The sequence below is a fragment of the Hyphomicrobium sp. DY-1 genome (assembly GCF_047497105.1).
GTDB lineage: Bacteria > Pseudomonadota > Alphaproteobacteria > Rhizobiales > Hyphomicrobiaceae > Hyphomicrobium_B.
In genome coordinates this window covers 2,634,712-2,651,847 of record NZ_CP134870.1, presented here as the reverse complement: position 1 = coordinate 2,651,847, position 17,136 = coordinate 2,634,712, and the positions used below count along the sequence as shown (strand labels likewise).

The 17,136-nt window shown below is 56.3% G+C and carries 19 protein-coding genes and 1 pseudogene; 12 read left to right on the top strand and 8 right to left on the bottom strand.

Features of this window, described 5'->3' with window-relative positions; all coding sequences use genetic code 11:
* Positions 1–39: 39 nt before the first annotated feature.
* Both RLW41_RS12535 and RLW41_RS12530 read right to left on the bottom strand, forming a co-directional pair.
* Complete coding sequence (locus RLW41_RS12535) at positions 40–411, bottom strand: c-type cytochrome (protein WP_414461639.1); 372 nt, start codon at positions 409–411, stop codon at positions 40–42.
* A gap of 13 nt (positions 412–424) precedes the next feature.
* Positions 425–1,366 carry a metallophosphoesterase family protein gene (locus tag RLW41_RS12530; protein ID WP_414461638.1) on the bottom strand — a complete coding sequence of 314 codons (942 nt, stop codon included), beginning with the start codon at positions 1,364–1,366 and terminating at the stop codon, positions 425–427.
* A gap of 285 nt (positions 1,367–1,651) precedes the next feature.
* Between RLW41_RS12530 and RLW41_RS12525 the strand changes: the two genes are divergently transcribed.
* The 6 genes from RLW41_RS12525 to RLW41_RS12500 all read left to right on the top strand — a co-directional run bounded on the left by RLW41_RS12525 (position 1,652) and on the right by RLW41_RS12500 (position 7,919).
* Complete coding sequence (locus tag RLW41_RS12525) at positions 1,652–2,236, top strand: DNA-3-methyladenine glycosylase (protein ID WP_414461637.1); 585 nt, start codon at positions 1,652–1,654, stop codon at positions 2,234–2,236.
* 212 nt (positions 2,237–2,448) lie between these two features.
* Positions 2,449–3,426 carry a helix-turn-helix domain-containing protein gene (locus tag RLW41_RS12520; RefSeq protein ID WP_409562041.1) on the top strand — a complete coding sequence of 326 codons (978 nt, stop codon included), beginning with the start codon at positions 2,449–2,451 and terminating at the stop codon, positions 3,424–3,426.
* Positions 3,427–3,766: 340 nt separating this feature from the next.
* Complete coding sequence (locus tag RLW41_RS12515; RefSeq protein WP_409562040.1) at positions 3,767–4,837, top strand: putative urea ABC transporter substrate-binding protein; 1,071 nt, start codon at positions 3,767–3,769, stop codon at positions 4,835–4,837.
* Between the two features lies 1 nt (position 4,838).
* Positions 4,839–5,657, top strand: a complete 819-nt coding sequence (locus tag RLW41_RS12510) for an ABC transporter permease (protein ID WP_409562039.1) — start codon at positions 4,839–4,841, stop codon at positions 5,655–5,657.
* Positions 5,654–6,466: an ABC transporter ATP-binding protein gene (locus RLW41_RS12505; RefSeq protein ID WP_414461636.1), complete on the top strand. Its 813-nt coding sequence runs from the start codon at positions 5,654–5,656 to the stop codon at positions 6,464–6,466. Before RLW41_RS12510 ends, RLW41_RS12505 begins: the two co-directional genes overlap by 4 nt.
* Positions 6,467–6,602: 136 nt before the next feature.
* A complete protein-coding gene (locus tag RLW41_RS12500) occupies positions 6,603–7,919 on the top strand; it encodes an NtaA/DmoA family FMN-dependent monooxygenase (RefSeq protein ID WP_414461635.1) in 1,317 nt (438 codons plus the stop codon).
* A gap of 90 nt (positions 7,920–8,009) precedes the next feature.
* On the opposite strand, the gene ssuE is transcribed toward RLW41_RS12500, so the two are convergent.
* Positions 8,010–8,555: an NADPH-dependent FMN reductase gene (gene ssuE / locus RLW41_RS12495; protein WP_414461634.1), complete on the bottom strand. Its 546-nt coding sequence runs from the start codon at positions 8,553–8,555 to the stop codon at positions 8,010–8,012.
* 218 nt (positions 8,556–8,773) lie between these two features.
* Here ssuE and RLW41_RS12490 point away from each other — a divergent pair, with 218 nt between their 5' ends.
* Entirely contained in the window at positions 8,774–9,547 is a 774-nt protein-coding gene (locus RLW41_RS12490; protein WP_414461633.1) for a carbon-nitrogen hydrolase family protein, read from the top strand.
* Between the two features lie 52 nt (positions 9,548–9,599).
* On the opposite strand, the gene RLW41_RS12485 is transcribed toward RLW41_RS12490, so the two are convergent.
* Together RLW41_RS12485 and RLW41_RS12480 are read right to left on the bottom strand one after the other, a co-directional pair.
* Positions 9,600–10,181: a nucleoside 2-deoxyribosyltransferase gene (locus RLW41_RS12485; protein WP_414461632.1), complete on the bottom strand. Its 582-nt coding sequence runs from the start codon at positions 10,179–10,181 to the stop codon at positions 9,600–9,602.
* A gap of 58 nt (positions 10,182–10,239) precedes the next feature.
* The gene (locus RLW41_RS12480; RefSeq protein ID WP_414461631.1) at positions 10,240–10,824 is read right to left on the bottom strand and encodes a TetR/AcrR family transcriptional regulator; all 585 of its coding nucleotides are present in this window, start codon (positions 10,822–10,824) and stop codon (positions 10,240–10,242) included.
* Between the two features lie 136 nt (positions 10,825–10,960).
* Here RLW41_RS12480 and RLW41_RS12475 point away from each other — a divergent pair, with 136 nt between their 5' ends.
* Positions 10,961–11,929 carry an SDR family NAD(P)-dependent oxidoreductase gene (locus tag RLW41_RS12475; RefSeq protein WP_409562032.1) on the top strand — a complete coding sequence of 323 codons (969 nt, stop codon included), beginning with the start codon at positions 10,961–10,963 and terminating at the stop codon, positions 11,927–11,929.
* A gap of 109 nt (positions 11,930–12,038) precedes the next feature.
* Here the strand turns inward: RLW41_RS12475 and RLW41_RS12470 are convergent, their stop codons facing one another.
* Positions 12,039–12,449 (bottom strand): hypothetical protein, encoded by a 411-nt coding sequence (locus RLW41_RS12470; protein WP_414461630.1) that lies wholly within the window; start codon positions 12,447–12,449, stop codon positions 12,039–12,041.
* Positions 12,450–12,479: 30 nt separating this feature from the next.
* Entirely contained in the window at positions 12,480–12,953 is a 474-nt protein-coding gene (locus RLW41_RS12465; RefSeq protein WP_414461629.1) for an SRPBCC family protein, read from the bottom strand.
* Between the two features lie 231 nt (positions 12,954–13,184).
* Here RLW41_RS12465 and RLW41_RS12460 point away from each other — a divergent pair, with 231 nt between their 5' ends.
* The 4 genes and pseudogenes from RLW41_RS12460 (at position 13,185) to RLW41_RS12445 (ending at position 15,658) form a co-directional block, all read left to right on the top strand.
* Positions 13,185–13,574 carry a YciI family protein gene (locus RLW41_RS12460; RefSeq protein ID WP_414461628.1) on the top strand — a complete coding sequence of 130 codons (390 nt, stop codon included), beginning with the start codon at positions 13,185–13,187 and terminating at the stop codon, positions 13,572–13,574.
* A 1-nt stretch (position 13,575) separates the two neighbouring features.
* On the top strand, positions 13,576–14,829 hold the full coding sequence (locus tag RLW41_RS12455; protein WP_414464593.1) for an RNA polymerase sigma factor: 1,254 nt from the start codon (positions 13,576–13,578) through the stop codon (positions 14,827–14,829).
* Positions 14,830–14,899: 70 nt separating this feature from the next.
* Positions 14,900–15,306: pseudogene (locus RLW41_RS12450) on the top strand (VOC family protein).
* A 19-nt stretch (positions 15,307–15,325) separates the two neighbouring features.
* Complete coding sequence (locus tag RLW41_RS12445) at positions 15,326–15,658, top strand: hypothetical protein (protein ID WP_414461627.1); 333 nt, start codon at positions 15,326–15,328, stop codon at positions 15,656–15,658.
* Positions 15,659–15,742: 84 nt separating this feature from the next.
* Here the strand turns inward: RLW41_RS12445 and RLW41_RS12440 are convergent, their stop codons facing one another.
* On the bottom strand, positions 15,743–17,026 hold the full coding sequence (locus RLW41_RS12440; protein WP_414461626.1) for a Glu/Leu/Phe/Val family dehydrogenase: 1,284 nt from the start codon (positions 17,024–17,026) through the stop codon (positions 15,743–15,745).
* Positions 17,027–17,136: the final 110 nt, after the last annotated feature.

The window sequence follows — 17,136 nt, the reverse complement described above, 5'->3', positions numbered from 1 at the left end:
GCTCCAAGCGCGCGTAGCGGGACTTTACGCCCGATGAAATTATTTCGCTCGCTCTTTCAAATATTCTATGACATCCGCTCGATCTTGGGCGGCATCGAGGTGAAAAAACATCTTCGCTCCGGGAACGAGCTTCTGCGGGTCCGCGAGCCATTTGTCGAGGGTATCTTCGGTCCAAACTATACCGGAAGTCTTGAGCGCAACCGAATAACTATAATCGGGAACTGCTCCCGCCTTTCTCCCGAATACACCGCGATGCTTGGGGCCGACATCGTTGGTGTCGAGCGAATGACAATCCTGGCAGCTTTGGTAGATCTCTTCACCGTGTACCGCACTCGGCGCGGCCCTGGCGCTTGGAACAATGATGAATATCCCGACCGCGACAGCGGGAAGCAATTTTGCAGTGCGAAGCATTTTGAAATCCGCCTCAATCCGCCAACGACGTATCTATGATGGCAAGTGGCGACTTGTTCTTTTTGAACGAGACACTCGTCAGCCCGAGCATGCCAAGCAGCTTGCCGGCTGGAACGACCATCGGCCCGGGTGACGGTGCTTCTCCGGGAGCAGGTTGTGGAAACGCTGTCGAGCGCGCCGTGTGAAACGTCACGTTGCCTTCGACTTTCTGCATCAGCTGATGAATGTGCCCGTTGAGAATGGTGACCGAGCCAAAACGCTTTAAGTAACCAAGCGCAACAGCAGCATCGTCCGTGCCCCATCCCCAATTCGGATAGACCGACCACAGCGGAATGTGCGCGAAAACAACGATCGGCGTTGAAGACGACAGTGCTCGAAGATCGTCCTCCAGCCATTTGAGCTGTTCATCGCCAAGAAATCCCAAGCCAAACTTCTTGAGATTGACCACGTTGTTCAGACCGATGAAGTGCACGCCATGTTGGTCGAAGCTATACCAACCGCCGCCCTTTACACCTTTACCGTACCGTTCGAGATAGGCCTTCTCAGTCGCTTGGTCCGTGATGTCATGCTCGCCGGGGACATAATGAACATTCAGGCGCGTCGAGCCTATTATCTCATTCGCATCGTCAAACTCTACGGGCTTCGCGCTGTGAGTAATGTCCCCGGTATGAAGCAAAAAGGCCGGCTTCTCGGGGAGCGCGTCGATCCGACCGATCGCCTCTTTCAGTGTTTCAATCGCATGCGGATTGGCAGGCTTGTTGAAGCCGACATGGCTGTCGGAGATTTGCAAGAAAGTGAAACCGCTTTTTGCCGCTTCGGCAGCTTCAACGTCATCGAGCAGCGAAAGTGATTTCGGCACTCCGCCCGCTACCGTCCAAAGGACGCCGGATCCCGCCCAAATCATGCATTCCAGCGCATGCCGCCGGTTGATAGCTTTCCCGTCATTTTGAGCCATTTTCTGCATTCCCTTCCAAAAGCCCGCGAATTGGCGTTTTGAAAGGGAAGACTCGTGCTCCTGGCGCTTTATTCCATCTCGCTAAGAAAAATTTGATGTCGCCTCGATATGGAATCGGCCACAGCATGATGCAGATCTTGGACAGGCTAGGCATTTGGTGTGTAGGCGCCGCCCCCCAGCTGCAACTGGCTGCGCTCAGCCAGTCGCGACCATTAGGAACGAGATGCTCGTCCCGACCTCAGTCTTGACATTGAATTAGATCGCATACAGCAGAAATATCGAAATGTGCGAGCGACCAAGAGCAGGTCGGATCGTCACTCGTGGGGAGCAGATAGATTGGACTCCGTTGTCGGCAGCAATGTACTTCCGCAGGCGTTCTTTGACCGTCCGGCCGCAAAGGTTGCGCGCGATCTCCTCGGAAAAAACCTCGTGCGTCGGATCGGGAAAATGCGAACCGCGTTGGCCGTGACCGAAACCGAGGCCTACGAAGGAGTTCACGACCTTGCCTCGCATTCTTCCAAAGGAAGAACGGCGAGAACTGAAGTCATGTTCGGGCCGCCGGGACGCTTTTATATTTACCGCATCTACGGCATCCATTGGATGCTCAATATCGTGACGGGCAAGGTGGGTGACGCATCGGCTGTGCTCATCCGAGGCATCGAAGGAGTAAGCGGTCCCGGCCGCGTCACCGCGTCGATGGGCATCGATGCCAGCTTCCACGGCCGAGAAGCTACACCCAAAACCGGACTTTGGTTTGCGGATACGAGCGAGAGCGCAGCGAAACTCCGCATTCACTCAACGCCGCGCATCGGCGTCGATTACGCAGGCCCAATATGGGCCGCCAAAAAACTACGCTTCGTCAGAATTTGAGGACAGCTAAGCCGCCGCGCCAGACCGGTCGGACGAAAAGTCCAAAATTTGCGCGTTTCGCAAATAATTCAGCCGACCCCCGTTTTCTCAAGAACTGAGTCTCTCCACGCTAGGTTGAGAAATAGCGCTTTTTCCGTGTATCTCATCGCAATCTGTGACTGGCATCAAAGTTGCTTTCCTCTCGTTGGCTTTCACCGCAGCGGGATGACTGGATGTACCGCGAATTTTCTGTCGAGGCGATGCCCCCACCGCAACGCATCCGCACATGGCAGGATGCGGTCTCCGAAACGATCTTTCCGGTCGAAGCATCATATCGGCAGCCTGAATCATTCAACGCTGTCCTGCGAAATTGGGACCTCGGCACCGCCACGCTGACTTGGATGCGGTCCGACGAGATCCGCTATATTCGCGGCACCCAGCACGTTCAAAGCGATAACGAAGACAACATCATCGTTTCATTCTCATCGGCTTCCGACATCTTTTTCGCACAGGACGGCATCGAGCTGACGTGCCCGAAAAAACAATTCTTCATCGAAAAAGGACGCACGCCTTCTGATTTTCTCCAAGCGACCCCGAACGAAGTCTGGTGCCTGAAGATACCGCTGGCATCCGTGAAACGGTATATCCGCTCCCTTGAGCCGTTCTTCGGCCGCCTTTTCGACGGCGATTGCGGAGTTGGCGGCCTTTTGTTTGATATGGTTCGCCACGTTCCATTGCGGTTCGGCTCATCCGAGCAAGCCTCCGCCGAAGGCGTCGGCAACACATTTATTGAGCTCTTCGTGCTCGCCCTTCAATCCGACGATCACGCGGCAAATAGCGCTCAGACATCGGTTCAGCGCGCACATCTCGGTCGTGTCGAGCGCTTTGTGAAGCAAAACATCGGCAATCCATCGCTCTCCCTCGATATGATTGCACGGGCATGCAACATATCCGTGCGCTATCTTCACACGCTCTTTCAGGGCAGCGGCATCTCCGTAGCGCAATGGATCCGGGACACGCGTTTGGAAGCATGCCGCGCGCAACTTGCCGAAACCCATAGAAAAGAGAGCATTAGCGAAATCGCTTATCGCTGGGGCTTCAGCGATCAAGCTCAATTCAGCCGGCACTTCAAGGCACGCTATGGAATGACGCCCCGCGAAGTGCGCGCCGCTGCGTCGCGTGCAAAAGAACGCGCACAAATGCCCTCCTGACGCGCAAGCTGAAACGATTTTTCGAAAGATAATGGGGCTACGGGGACCGAGCCTCGCTGCGGCAACCCGTCTGCCTGCATCGTACGCGCGACTTTTTCAAATCGAAAATGACACGTTGCGCGATTGCGCAATCGATTGTGCGCTCACCTGCAAGTGTGGGCCAGATCAGACTGTTATCGTGCCAAGCAAATGCACGGAGCCCCCAACTGAATTGGCAAGCTCCGGCAACACACCATCAGAACTTCCATTCTCCGAAGCCAATAAGGCTGCTCGGCATTGCCGGCGGCTTCCGCACGAACTTGCGAAGTTTCGACCACGGCAAACCCAGGGAATTAATTTGATGCGAAAACGCCTGCTCACGACACTCATCGCACTCGCGACATGCAGCCTGGCCTTCATGACGCCCGCGATGGCGGAAAAGAAAGATCACTTCCGGGTTGCCTGGTCGATCTACGCAGGCTGGATGCCGTGGGGCTACCTCGCCGACCACGGCATTCTCAAGAAGTGGGCCGACAAATATCACATCACCATCGATATCGTTCAGCTCAATGACTACATCGAATCCATCAACCAATATACCGCCGGTAAGTTCGACGGCTGCGGCATGGCCACGATGGATACACTGACAATCCCGGCCGTCGGCGGCGTCGACACGACTGTCCTCATCATGGGCGACTACTCGAACGGCAACGACGGCATCGTCATGAAGAAGGGCAAATCGGTTTCCGACCTCAAAGGCCAGCAGGTCAACCTCGTCGAGTTCTCGGTTTCCCACTACCTGCTCGCGCGCGCCTTGAACAGCGTCGGGCTGTCAGAGCGCGATGTGAAGACCGTCAACACGACGGAGAGCGACGGCGTCGCAGCTTTCACCAGCTCTAACGATATTCAGAACATCGTGAGTTGGAACCCGATGCTGAGCGACATCAAAAAGGTTCCAGGCTCAACGCTCGTCTTCGATAGCTCCAAGATCCCCGGTGAGATCATGGACGTCATGGCCGTGAACACCCAAACGCTGAAAGACAATCCCGACTTCGGTAAAGCTCTGACGGGAGCCTGGTATGAAATGCTGGCCCTGATGAACTCAGGAACGCCGGAAGCCGACAAGGCGATCGCGTCGATGGCTGCAGCATCAGGCACCGATGTTCCAGGCTTCAAGGCTCAGCTCGCCACCACGTACCTATTCAATACTCCGGCAGAGACGCTGAAATTCGAAAGCCCTGCCGAGATGAAGAGGATCATGGATCTCGTCCGCACGTTCTCATTCGAGCACGGCCTGCTTGGCCAAAACGCGGCGTCAAAAGATGTCGTCGGCATCGAATTCCCCGACGGGTCCACGATCGGCGACCCAAAGAACATCAAATTCCGCTTCAACACCAAGTTTACGGAGATGGCCGCCGAGGGAAAGCTCTGAGGTGCCGCGCATCATCAATATAAAGCCCAACCCGAGGATTGCACGTTTCCTCGGGTTGGTGCCCTTTATCGCCCTCATCATCCTCTATCTCATCTGCTCCGAGATAAGGTTGCATGCCAATCCCAACGACAAGCTCCTGCCGCCCTTCAGCGCGATGGGATCGGCAATTTCCCATCTTGCCTTTTCCGAGGATGCACGCACCGGTCAGTATCTGTTTTGGGCCGATACGTTTTCGAGCCTCCGACGTCTTGCCATTGGCTTGGGCACGTCCTTCGTGATCGCCATCGTCGTTGGCACTCTTCTCGGACTTATTCCCTACGCTGCCGCGCTCGCCAATCCGTTCGTGGCCGTGCTGGCGCTGGTCCCGCCGCTTGCCCTTCTGCCGATTCTGTTTATCGCCTTCGGTCTCGACGAACTTTCTAAGATCGTCCTGATCATTCTAGGCGTAACGCCCTATCTTATTCGCGATCTGGCGCTGCGTATCGAGCAGATGCCATACGAACTCCTCGTGAAAGCGCAAACAATGGGCGCCTCGACTTGGCAGATCATGACGCGGATCGTCCTACCACAAATGCTGCCGCGCGTGCTGGATGGATTGCGCTTCTCGATCGGACCCGCATGGCTGTTTCTCATCGCTGCGGAAGCGATCGCCTCGACCGACGGCCTGGGCTATCGCATCTTCCTCGTCCGCCGCTACCTCGCGATGGATATCATCATACCCTACGTCATCTGGATCACAGCTCTTGCATTTCTGATGGACTATGGTCTGCGCATCCTGAGTGCGAGGCTCTTTCCGTGGGCAAAGGCGGCCGCCCCATGAGTGAAATTACGATCAAGAATGTGTGGAAGGAGTACGGCAGTGCGACCGTACTCGAGCGACTGAATTTCACGGTCCAAAAGGGCGAATTTTGCGCCCTTGTCGGGCCCTCGGGATGCGGAAAGACGACGTTCCTCCGTCTTCTGTTATCGATGGAGCCCGCGACCCGCGGTGAAATTCTGGTCGGTGAGGAACAGATATCAACTGAGCCCGCGCGCGATCGCGGTATCGTCTTTCAGAGGTACTCCGTTTTTCCCCATCTCACCGTTCTTGGCAACGCAATGCTCGGGACAGAACTCGCGCAATCAAAAATGGGCGGACATCTCTTCGGCAATAAACGCACACAAGCGAAAAGTTCCTCAACCGATATGCTTGGGCGTGTTGGCCTCGGTCACGTCCTAAACCACTATCCGGCACAACTCTCGGGCGGCATGCAGCAGCGACTTGCGATCGCCCAAGCGCTTCTCTGTCGACCGAAAGTCTTGCTTCTTGACGAAGCCTTCGGCGCCCTCGATCCGCCGACTAAATCGAACATCCACACGCTGATGCACCAGCTTTGGCAAGATCGCCAGATGACGGTCTTCATGGTCACGCACGATCTGACCGAAGCATTCACGTTGGCAACGCGCGTCCTCGAATTCGGTAAAGTCCGGCGCGATCCCCAAGCTCCTGATGCCTACGGCGCAACTTTGATTCGCGATGTCGACCTTGCCGGCCAGACGCCGATTGAGCGTGGTGAAACTCTTGCCTCCTGGCAGGCGAATTCCGAAAGCCCGCATGTGATCGACCTCTTTTCCAATTCCCACCGCTAGCAACCATCCCTCCTATCAGGAATGAATTTTTGTCGTTTCGCGCAAAGGCGGCAGAATCTCATTGGGACGCAAAAGGCGTGATCTTATCGTTGGGCAGACGCACCAAATAACGGCAGCGTCTCAATGGAGATAATGAATGACCGCTAAACGCTTCCATCTCGGCTGGTTCACGAACTTCACCGCCGACGAATGGTTAGGCCCCTTCTCGAACGGCGGCGCCCCCTGGGACGGCAAGTTTTACGTTGAAATGGCCCAGTCGCTCGAACGTGCCTGCTTCGATTACATCATGCTCGAAGACAAACTCGCCATTTCCGAATCCTACGGCGGCACCGCTGAAATCACCTTGAAGCACGCTCTCGGATTTGCACCGAAGCATGATCCCGTACCGTTGGCCACGATGATCAGCGCTGCAACAAGCAAACTCGGCGTCGTCGCCACCATGTCGACGCTGGCCTATCCGCCGTTTCTGCTCGCACGGCTTGCTTCGACCGTTGACAGCATCGCAGGCGGCCGCTTCGGCTGGAACATCGTGACCTCGGCAGAAAACGCTGCTGCACAAAACTTCGGCCTCGATGCACTACCTCCTCGCGAGCTGCGGTACGAGATGGCCGATGAATACATGGACCTGTGCTACAAACTCTGGAACTCCTGGGAGCCGGATGCCGTCATTCGCGACCGCGCGACGTCGACGTATGCCGACTTCAGAAAAGTTCACACGGTCAACTTTGAAGGCAAATTCTTCAAGTGCCGGGGCCCGCTCAATACCGTCCGCTCACCGCAAGGCGTGCCCGCTCTGGTGCAGGCCGGCGGATCCCCCAAAGGCCGCGACTTCGCGGCCAGGCACGCCAACTCGATCGTCGCCGTGGCGCCGGGCATCGAAAAGATGAAAGCATTCCGCGACGACGTACGAGAACGCGCCAAGGCCCACGGCCGCAATCCGAACGACATCAAGATACTCTTCCTCGTCGCGCCCGTTCTCGCGGAAACGGAACAAGAGGCCAAGGCAAAGAACGCGCGCAAGACGTCCGATCCGATGTTTCTAGAACAATGCCTCGCGCTCATCTCCGCCATCACAGATATCAATTTCAAGAAGTACGACATCAACAAGCCGTTGCCTGAGAAGCTTACCACGAACGGCGAACAGGGCTCGCTCGACATGTTCCAGCAATGGGGTTCGAATAAGACGCTTCGTCAGCTCGTCGTCGAAGCATCCGGCGGCATCGTTGGTTCGGTCGAACTCGTGGGAACGCCAGAACAAGTAGCGGATAAAATGGCTGACACGATGGCCGCCGTTGGCGGTGACGGCTTTCTCATCACGACACCCGTGCAATCGACGAACCGCCGGACGGTCATCGAGGTGTGCGACGGCCTCGTACCTGTTCTTCAAAGAAAAGGTCTGGTTCGCACCGAATACACCGGCAAGACGCTGAAAGAAAATCTTGTCGCGTTCTAATGCGACGAGAGGCGGAAGATGAGTTCTCGTCCTCCGCCTCGTCTCGTGACAAAATACTGACAACAAAAAAAGGAACAGAGCGTACCTTTATTACGCAACGCTGTTCGCAGCAAACTTCACGGCTTCATCGAATTGACCGACCACCTGATCTAGCATCTCGCTATAGCGCACGTCTGTGATCAGTCCATTTGACGTCGGATCGAGAACGCTCTCGATAACGAAATGTCCCTGAACGGAATGACGTGCGCCAAGCGCATGGAGTACTGGCCGCAACGCATAATCAAGCATGAGCGCATGGGCCAACGTTCCGCCAGTCGCCAGAGGAAGGATTGCTTTACCCGCGAGCGCATATTGCGGCAGAAGATCGAGAAAAACCTTGAGCAGCCCGGAATAGGATGCCTTGTAGGTGGGCGTAACCAAGACGACGCCTTGGGCGTCCTTAAGAAGAGCTGCCGCCTCTGCGATCTGAGTATTTTTGGTATCCGCGCGCACCAACGCCTCGGGCGGCAAATCCCTCAGCCGCAAGTGCCGGGCTTCCATCTCCATCGAAGTCAGACGATCGGCAACATGCTGCGCCAATGCCGCCGTCTTCGATTTCTCGGAAGGGCTGGCAGAGACGACAAGGATAGACGGCATCGAGGTCACTTAGCTCCTGTGGGCTTCGATATACATAAAGTGCACGATAACTCCTATGCCGCAGAGGTCTTGCACTTTGATGCATAAGCCTTTGCACATCCGCGCATGGGGTCAAACTTCAGACTTGAAAGCCGGCACACTTGCAAAGAGACTTGCGATCACATCCGCTAAAGCAGGCGCCACTCAACGAGTAATCCAGGATACGGGGCTGAAATAAAATGCGACTGGCTGTCTGTCAGGTAAGCGCTGCGCTTGGGGACAAAGCGAAGAATATCGCCACGATCAGTAGAGCCGTCCACACTGCGGCATGCTGGGGGACCGATCTTGTCGTTCTGCCCGAACTATTCTTGACGGGATACAACATCGGCTCCAGAGCAGCCGAGTTGGCAGAAGCAGTGGATGGCCCCTCGCTCACCGCCGTCGCTAAAATCGCAGCACGCGAAAGCTGCGCGATATGTGTTGGGTTTGCCGAACGCGACGGAAAAAACGTTTTCAATAGTTCCGCCCTTTTCGACACGCAGGGCAATCTTGTCGCGCTTTATCGGAAGATTCACCTGTTCGGTCCGAAGGAACAAGAATTGTTCACCGCCGGTGACGAATTGGTCGTCGCCCGCCTCGGCGACTGCACGATCGGAATGGCGATCTGCTACGATATCGAATTTCCAGAATTCGCCCGCGCATTGAAGCGACGCGGCGCTGATCTCATCGTCGCGCCAACCGCGAATATGCTTCCCTTTGTCGAGGTTCCGACCACATTCGTCCGCGCCCGCGCACTTGAGAATGGACTATTTCTCGCCTACGCAAATCATTGCGGCACCGAAGCGGAACTTGAGTATACGGGCATGAGTGGCATCAGCGGTCCCGACGGCCTGGACCTAGCGAGAGCGGGCATTCGTGGCGAAGCGCTTTTGCTTGCGGAACTCCCGACCACCTATCCTATAGGTTCGCTCTCAACACAGAGCGATGATCTGCGACTATCAGCAGAGAAATAAGAGACATCGTTCGCATACGGCGCGAGGGCCGACGTACCGAAGAGTTCTATTCTTATACTCGCCGATTGCCGCAAAGCGCCGACAAATCAATCAAACAGGAGCGAAATCCTTCCAAGGAAGTCAGTTCGGTTCCCGCCTGAACATCCACTTGATGAACGCGAAATCCGCTCTCATGTACGGCGCTCACCATCATCAGATTGTCCGGCATGTCGAAACGCTCGACCGACGTGCCCGCGCTGTACATCTCCAGCAAATCTGCTCGACCATGCTCGTAATATCCGCTCGATCTCTGATGGAACGGCGACGTCACATGCGTGTAGCCGAGGACCGGCTTGCCCGTGGCAGCCATGAACCCCATTTCGAATGCCGTGCCTGGATCCATACTCACGCCCCGGAAGGGCGTCATATTTGCAATCACGGCATCGCATCTCTCCATGTGATCGAGATTACCGCGATAAATAGCGATGCCCTGGCTGAACGCCGAGAGTTTGCCGAGATCCAGCTCGCCGTCCATCGGTGATACGCCCTCGAAATCAAATTCAGCACACAGTGCTTTTTTTGCGTCGAAGACTGGCTTTCCAAATTCGGGCAAAAATACTTCAGGCCCAGCCAGATAAATCTTGTAGTTCGACACAATGCCTCCCGCTTTTGCCCCTGCGCACGACAGGACAAGACGATGCCTGTCACCCTGACTATGTGCGCGTGGAAATTCCCGCCAGGAGAATATCGACCAAACGTTTGGCCGCATCAGTTCCCGATGGACCCGTCGCAATCGTCGCGACGCCGGCCAACGCCCGCAAAAGATCGAGAGGCTCGACCGACAGCCGAATATCGCCACTCGCCGTCGCGTTTTCGACCAACGTCGAGATCGCCTGGGTGACCTTGGCGCCGGATGACGCGTAAAGATCTGACGGTCCGCAGACGAGTGAACTCAATGCTTCCGACATCCCGTGCTTGATCGCCATGTAGTCGACAAAAATAAGCAACCACGCACGCAACGCATCGACTGGCGGCCGCTCTTTCGCGAGCCGTGTAGCCGCCGCCATCAATTGCTCGGTCTCGTTGCGATAGACAGCTTCGATGAGCGCATCGCGCGTCGGAAAATGCCGATACAGCGTTCCGATGCCGACACCGGCATCGCGTGCAATCTCCTCCAGGCTCGCGGCTGATCCTTTGTCCGCAAAGACCACTTTCGCTGTTTCCAGCAGGCGAAGCCGATTGCGCTCCGCATCGACGCGGACCTTCCGGGCCGCAGTAGGCTTACGTTTATCGCTCACACACGAAATGCCTCTTGATAAACGGAGAACGCCTCCGTATATAAATGGAGGCACCCTCCTTTTATGCCAAATCGGGTCGGCAGACAATGCTCCGCCGCCAATGGAGGCGTGCGTCTACTGATAAAAGGAGAGTGTCATGGCCGCGGCTTTCGGAGCAACCTCAACAACAGAAGATGTCCTTCAAGACGTCAACTTGCATGGCAAACGCATACTTGTAACGGGCGTTTCAGCGGGCTTAGGCGTCGAGACCGCGCGTGCGCTAGCAGCCCATGGCGCTGAAGTCGTCGGTGCCGTACGCGACCTTGCGAAGGCAGAGCGTGCGACGGCAGAAGCCCGCGCCGAAGTCCAGAACCGCGGCAGCATCACATTTATAGATCTCGATCTCGCCTCCCTCAAAAGCGTACGCGCGTGCGCCGACGCTCTGCTGGCTGACGGACGTCCTTTCGACGCTGTAATCGCCAATGCCGGCGTCATGCGCACGCCCTTCTGGCACACGGAAGATGGCTTCGAGATGCAGTTCGGAACCAATCACCTCGGACACTTCGTCCTCGTCAACCGCATCGCCTCATTGATCGCACCCGGTGGACGGCTGGTGAACGTCTCCTCGGCAGGCCACCGTTATTCCGACGTCGATCTCGACGATCCGAATTTCGCGAATACGCCCTACGATCCCATGGTCGCATACGGTCGGTCGAAGACAGCGAATATTCTGTTTGCTGTCGAATTCGACCGACGCCACAAAGAAAAGGGCGTTCGCGCCACCGCGATACATCCGGGTGGCATCGCCACCGAGCTTGCGCGCCATATGCAGCCCGGCGAGATCGATGAACTATTGAAGCAGATCAATGCTCAAGCCGCAGCGGCCGGAAGACCGCCATTCCAGTGGAAGACCGTTCCGCAGGGCGCTGCAACAACCGTGTGGGCGGGTTTCGTAGCGCCAGCCGATGAAATCGGCGCAAAGTACTGCGAAGATTGCCACGTCGCGTCCGTAACCGATGGCAAGATGGACATCGTGAGCGGCGGAGTGCGCGCTTATGCACTGGACCCTGAAAGGGCGAAGGCGCTGTGGGCCAAAAGCGAAGAAATGGTCGGCGAACGCTTCTAATCGCTAAGCGCGAGGAACCGCGGCCCACTGCCAAAGTAGGATGCGGTTCCTCGCGGGCGATGTCTCGTCACTCGCAGAACGACCGTCTACGCCGAGTGCGCAATAGATTCTAAGAAAATGTATCCAGATACGCCGCAGCTTCATCTGAAATTCCGACAATCTTATTCGTGGCCTGTCGATAGAATTTGAAGTTGAGTTCTGTTTCAGGCCGGCCATCGTCCCAGTCCGAAAAAAGTTTAAGGTTGTTGCGACCAAGAGCTTGCTTTGCCAGGCCTGTCCGTTTGATGACCACGCTTACGCGAGGTGTCTGCCTCACGACGCCGAGTTTTCTCGCGACCGGTTCGGCAGCGACAATAACACCCCTCGCGATGAGACCAACACCGCCCTCATTTTCGCTGGCGAATACAAAGATCGTATCGCCCTCAGCAATTTTTTTGCCGTCATACATCGTCTTCTGCGACGCGAAGGCAAATGTCTTCGCCTTCACATCCAGCACTTCAACTTTGATGGCGTACTTCATGGCGGCTCGTCGGCAAATGCGCACATAAACTCAATCTGGAATATCTGGTTCGACGAGTTTCGCAAGCTGCTCCAGCGACTGTTGCCACCCGAGATAACAGGCTTCGACCGGAATGGCGGCCGGCAAACCAGACTGCTCGATGCTGACGTCCGTGCCGACTGAAACGGCCTTGAGCACAACCGTGACATGAATGATGCCGGGAAGATTGGGATCGTCGAATTTATCCGTATAGCGGATGAACTCGTTCGGAATGAGTTCCAGGTATTCCCCGCCAAACGAATGCACTTTTCCGCTCGTGAAGTTCTTAAATGACATTTTGAACTTGCCGCCCACCTTTGCGTCCATCTGCGCGACGTGGCAGATAAAGCCGTAAGGCGGCAGCCATCGCGCCATAGCATCGCCATCGAGAAATGCCCGATAGACCTTCTCCGGCTTGGTGGCAAAGACACGATGCAATCGAACGGTATTTGTGGCTGCTGCAGTCGCTTTCTGCTTATCCGACACGACGCTTCTCCCTGTTTCGCAGTCGCGGAAAAGCCGTTATCGGCTCCGCTCTGTCTTCAAGACGTTTGCTGCGCCGCCCATCCGACAACAGGAAAGGGTGATTTTTTTGGAATATTCATTCGCCATCCGGAGCGACAGCCCTATACCCGATGCCGTACTGCGATTTTTTTATTGAACATGTCGGATTGCCAGGCGTTGAGACGTCCTGGAAGCAAACACAGAGGAGACGCCATGCTCTACACGCTGCTTTGCTACAATAAAGAAGACGTCGTCTGGTCCTGGAGCAAGGAGGAAGACGACGCTGTGATGGGGCGGCTGAATGTGGTTCACGAGAAGCTCGTCAAGGAAGGCAAGCTCGGCCCCGCACTACGGCTCTTGCCGACCACCGCCGCAACCACGCTGCGTGGTCCCGACATCGTTATTGACGGCCCGTTCGCCGAAACCAAAGAGCAGCTCCTCGGCTTTTATGTCATCGACGTTCCCGATCTCGACGCAGCGTTGGCGGTTGCGCGTGAACTCTCTGCGGCCAATCCGACGAGCGTCTACGAAATACGTCCCGTAGCCCTCTACGTGCCTGAAGCGCGAGAGAATGCACCAAAGGATCGCATCAAAGCCTATTGATATGAGCCAGGTCATTCAAGATCCGACATGGATCGACAGCACACTTACCGCTTCCCGCCCGCAAGCGGTCAGCGCACTGCTTCGCTACTTTCGCGATATGGACATGGCCGAAGAGGCCTATCAGGAAGCCTGCCTTCGCGCACTCCGCAATTGGCCTCGAAACGGCCAGCCACGCGATCCGGTCGCTTGGCTAATCTTGGTTGGCCGCAATGCAGCTCTCGACGGCACCCGCCGCAAAAGCCGCGACATCGCGTTACCGCCTGATGAGATGATCTCCGATCTTGGCGATGCGGAAGCTCCGCTGATTGAGCGGCTGGATGACTCGCATTACCGAGACGATGTCTTACGCCTTCTCTTTATCTGCTGCCATCCGGAGCTTCCCGCGACACAACAAATTGCGCTGGCGCTTCGTATCGTCTCGGGCCTCTCCGTCGCGCAGATCGCACGCGCATTCCTTGTCAGCGATGCTGCAATGGAGCAACGCATCACGCGCGCCAAGGCTCGAATAGCGAAAGCTGACGTACCGTTCGAAACGCCAGGGCCGGTTGAACGATCCGAACGCCTCGCGGCCGTCGTAACGATGATCTATCTGCTCTTCAACGAAGGCTATACCGCGGGCAATGATCCTGCCCGCGCGTCTCTATGCGATGAAGCCATTCGCCTGGCGCGATTGATTTTGCGCCTCTATCCAACAGAACCGGAAATCATCGGGCTGACGGCGTTGATGATGCTGCAGCAATCACGTTTGCGCGCCCGGTTCGATGACAAAGGCGAAGCAGTCCTGCTGGAAGATCAGGATCGAAATCTCTGGAACACAAAATTGATCAACGAAGGCGTGGCTCTCTTGGACAAAGCCATGCGCCATGACCGTCCTGGCCCATACCAGGTCCAAGCTGCCATCGCCGCAACACATGCCCGCGCCGGAAGCTTCAAGGAAACCGACTGGCTGGCGATCGACGGTCTTTATGCAGCTCTCGAACGCATGCAGCCTTCACCCGTCGTCACGTTGAACCGCTCTGTGGTGGCAGCAAAACTTCGCGGACCCGACGCAGCTCTTGCCATGATCGAACCGCTCGAAAAGCCCTTGTCCGGATACTTTCATTATTTCGGCGCCCGCGGTGCATTCCTGTTGCAACTCGGTCGAACGGCGGAAGCACGCGCTGATTTCGATCGTGCCATATCGCTGGCTACGACACCGGCCCAGGCGGCTCATATTCGCCAGCACCTGGACCGGATCATCCGCGACGCCGAATGATTTTTTATCCACCCTGTAGGATGGCGACCGGAAGCGCCGTCCTTGAGGTGCGATAAAGACGGAGGAAATCATGACCGAAAGTGTCAAAGCGCCGGTAAAAGGTGGCGCCATCGTCTATTTATCCATTGATGGTGCAGTGAAGGCGGCGGAGTTCTATCAACGCGCGTTTGCAGGCACCCTGGCCGCTCTCGTCCCGCCCGACGAACAAGGACGGACGATGCATGCTCATCTCTACATCAATGGTTCGTCCGTGATGCTCAGCGACTTTTTCCCAGAGCACGGCTATCCGCCCGTCCCGCCCGCAGCCTTCAACATTACGCTTGCCGTCGAAAACACTGACGCATGGTACGAGCGGGCGATCGCGGCGGGCTGCACTCCTAAAGTTCCGATCTCGGACATGTTTTGGGGGACCGGTATGGCCAAGTCCAAGACCCCTTCGGCATCGTCTGGGCCATCAATGGCCCCGTAAAAAAATAATTCCATAAGGAGAGCTGCAATGAAAAACTACCTTGCCGTCTTCTTCGGAAGATCAGACGCGATGGAAGCTTGGAAGGCGCTGCCTGAATCGGAGCGCAAAGACCGCGAGCAAGCCGGTATGGCCGATCATAACGGCGTCATATCCGAAATGGGCTCGCCTCTCGGAAAAACAAAGCGTGCGGACAAGAACGGCATGTCGGACGCGCGCAACGAACTATGTGCCTGGACGGTGGTTAAAGCCAATTCACAGGAAGAAGCAACGCGCCTGTTCCTTAACCATCCTCACTTTACGATTTTCCCCGGCGACTACATTGAAGTGATGGAGTGCCTGCCAGTTCCAGGGATGGCGTAATAGCGTCCACCTCGGCGCATCCATCGCAAAATCTTTCAAGGGCGCGATATGTTTCGCGCCCTCTTCAATCTTCTGCCACCGCTATTACGGATATAGCCCCCGCGCCTCTCGCGCAGCCAGGATTCGCTCGCAAGCCACGATATAAGCAGCCGTTCGTAGCGAAACCTTATTGAAATCCGCGCACGCCCATATTTTGCGGAATGCTTCAACCATAAGCGTATCGAGACGCGAATTGATTTCGTTCTCGCTCCAGAAAAAGCTGGAAAAATCCTGCACCCATTCAAAGTAGCTCACCGTCACGCCGCCGGCGTTACAGATGACATCCGGCACCACAAGAATATTGCGGTCGGTAAGAACATCGTCGGCATCAGGAAGGGTTGGTCCGTTGGCACCCTCAAGCACAAGCTTTGCCGTCGTCCGGCGCGCACGCTCGGCCGTCAATTGCGATTCCATGGCCGCTAAAATCAGAACATCGCACGGCGTGTTCCAGAAAGCATCGTTAAGATCCGGCGACCCGCCGATCCCTTTTCTCGACGGCGCGCTCGCCATCAGCGCAGGAACGTCGATCCCCGCCTCGTCGATAACGGTGCCCCACTGATCCTGCAGCGCGACCACCTTTGCACCATTGAGAACGAAAAGCTCCGCCGCGGACGAACCGACGTTGCCGAAACCCTGCACACAAACCCGCGCACCTTCGAGGCTCAAGCCCATACGCGATGCCGCTTCGCGTCCAGTAACGAAGACGCCGCGTCCCGTTGCCTTGACGCGCCCCAACGAACCGCCAAGATGCAATGGCTTTCCCGTTACGACACCTGACGCCGTAAACCCAACCTGCATCGAGTAGGTGTCCATGATCCATGCCATGACCTGGGCATTGGTATTGACATCTGGCGCCGGAATGTCTTTTTGCGGGCCTATAATGATGCTGATTTCGCTGGTATAGCGCCGCGTAATCTTTTCCAGCTCATTATCCGACAGCGCAAACGGATCAACGCGAACGCCGCCCTTCGCTCCTCCAAATGGCAGATCCATCGCCGCCGTCTTGATCGTCATCCAGGCAGCGAGTGCCATTGTCTCCTCCAGCGTAACCTGCGGATGAAACCGAAGGCCGCCTTTGCCAGGCCCGCGCGAAAGATTGTGCTGCACGCGAAAGCCTTCGAAATGACGGACGATGCCATCGTCCATTTCGACAGGCACGTCGACGATCATCGTCCGCTTGGGATGCTTGAGCGTTTCCACCCAACGCGCCAAAGTCTTGAGATAGGGCGTTACGCGATCGACCTGGGCAAGATACGTTGCCCAGGGGCTTGGAATTGAAGACTTTGCATACGACAACCGCGGCGACGTCTTTTCTGTGATGTTGATCATGCGTTTCTTATCGCTGTTATTTGAAAGATGAATGTCCCTTATTCGATGGGCGCAAAACATGACGTGGCTGCGCCGGAAATGCGCCGCGGCCACTCACCGCAAAAACGCGC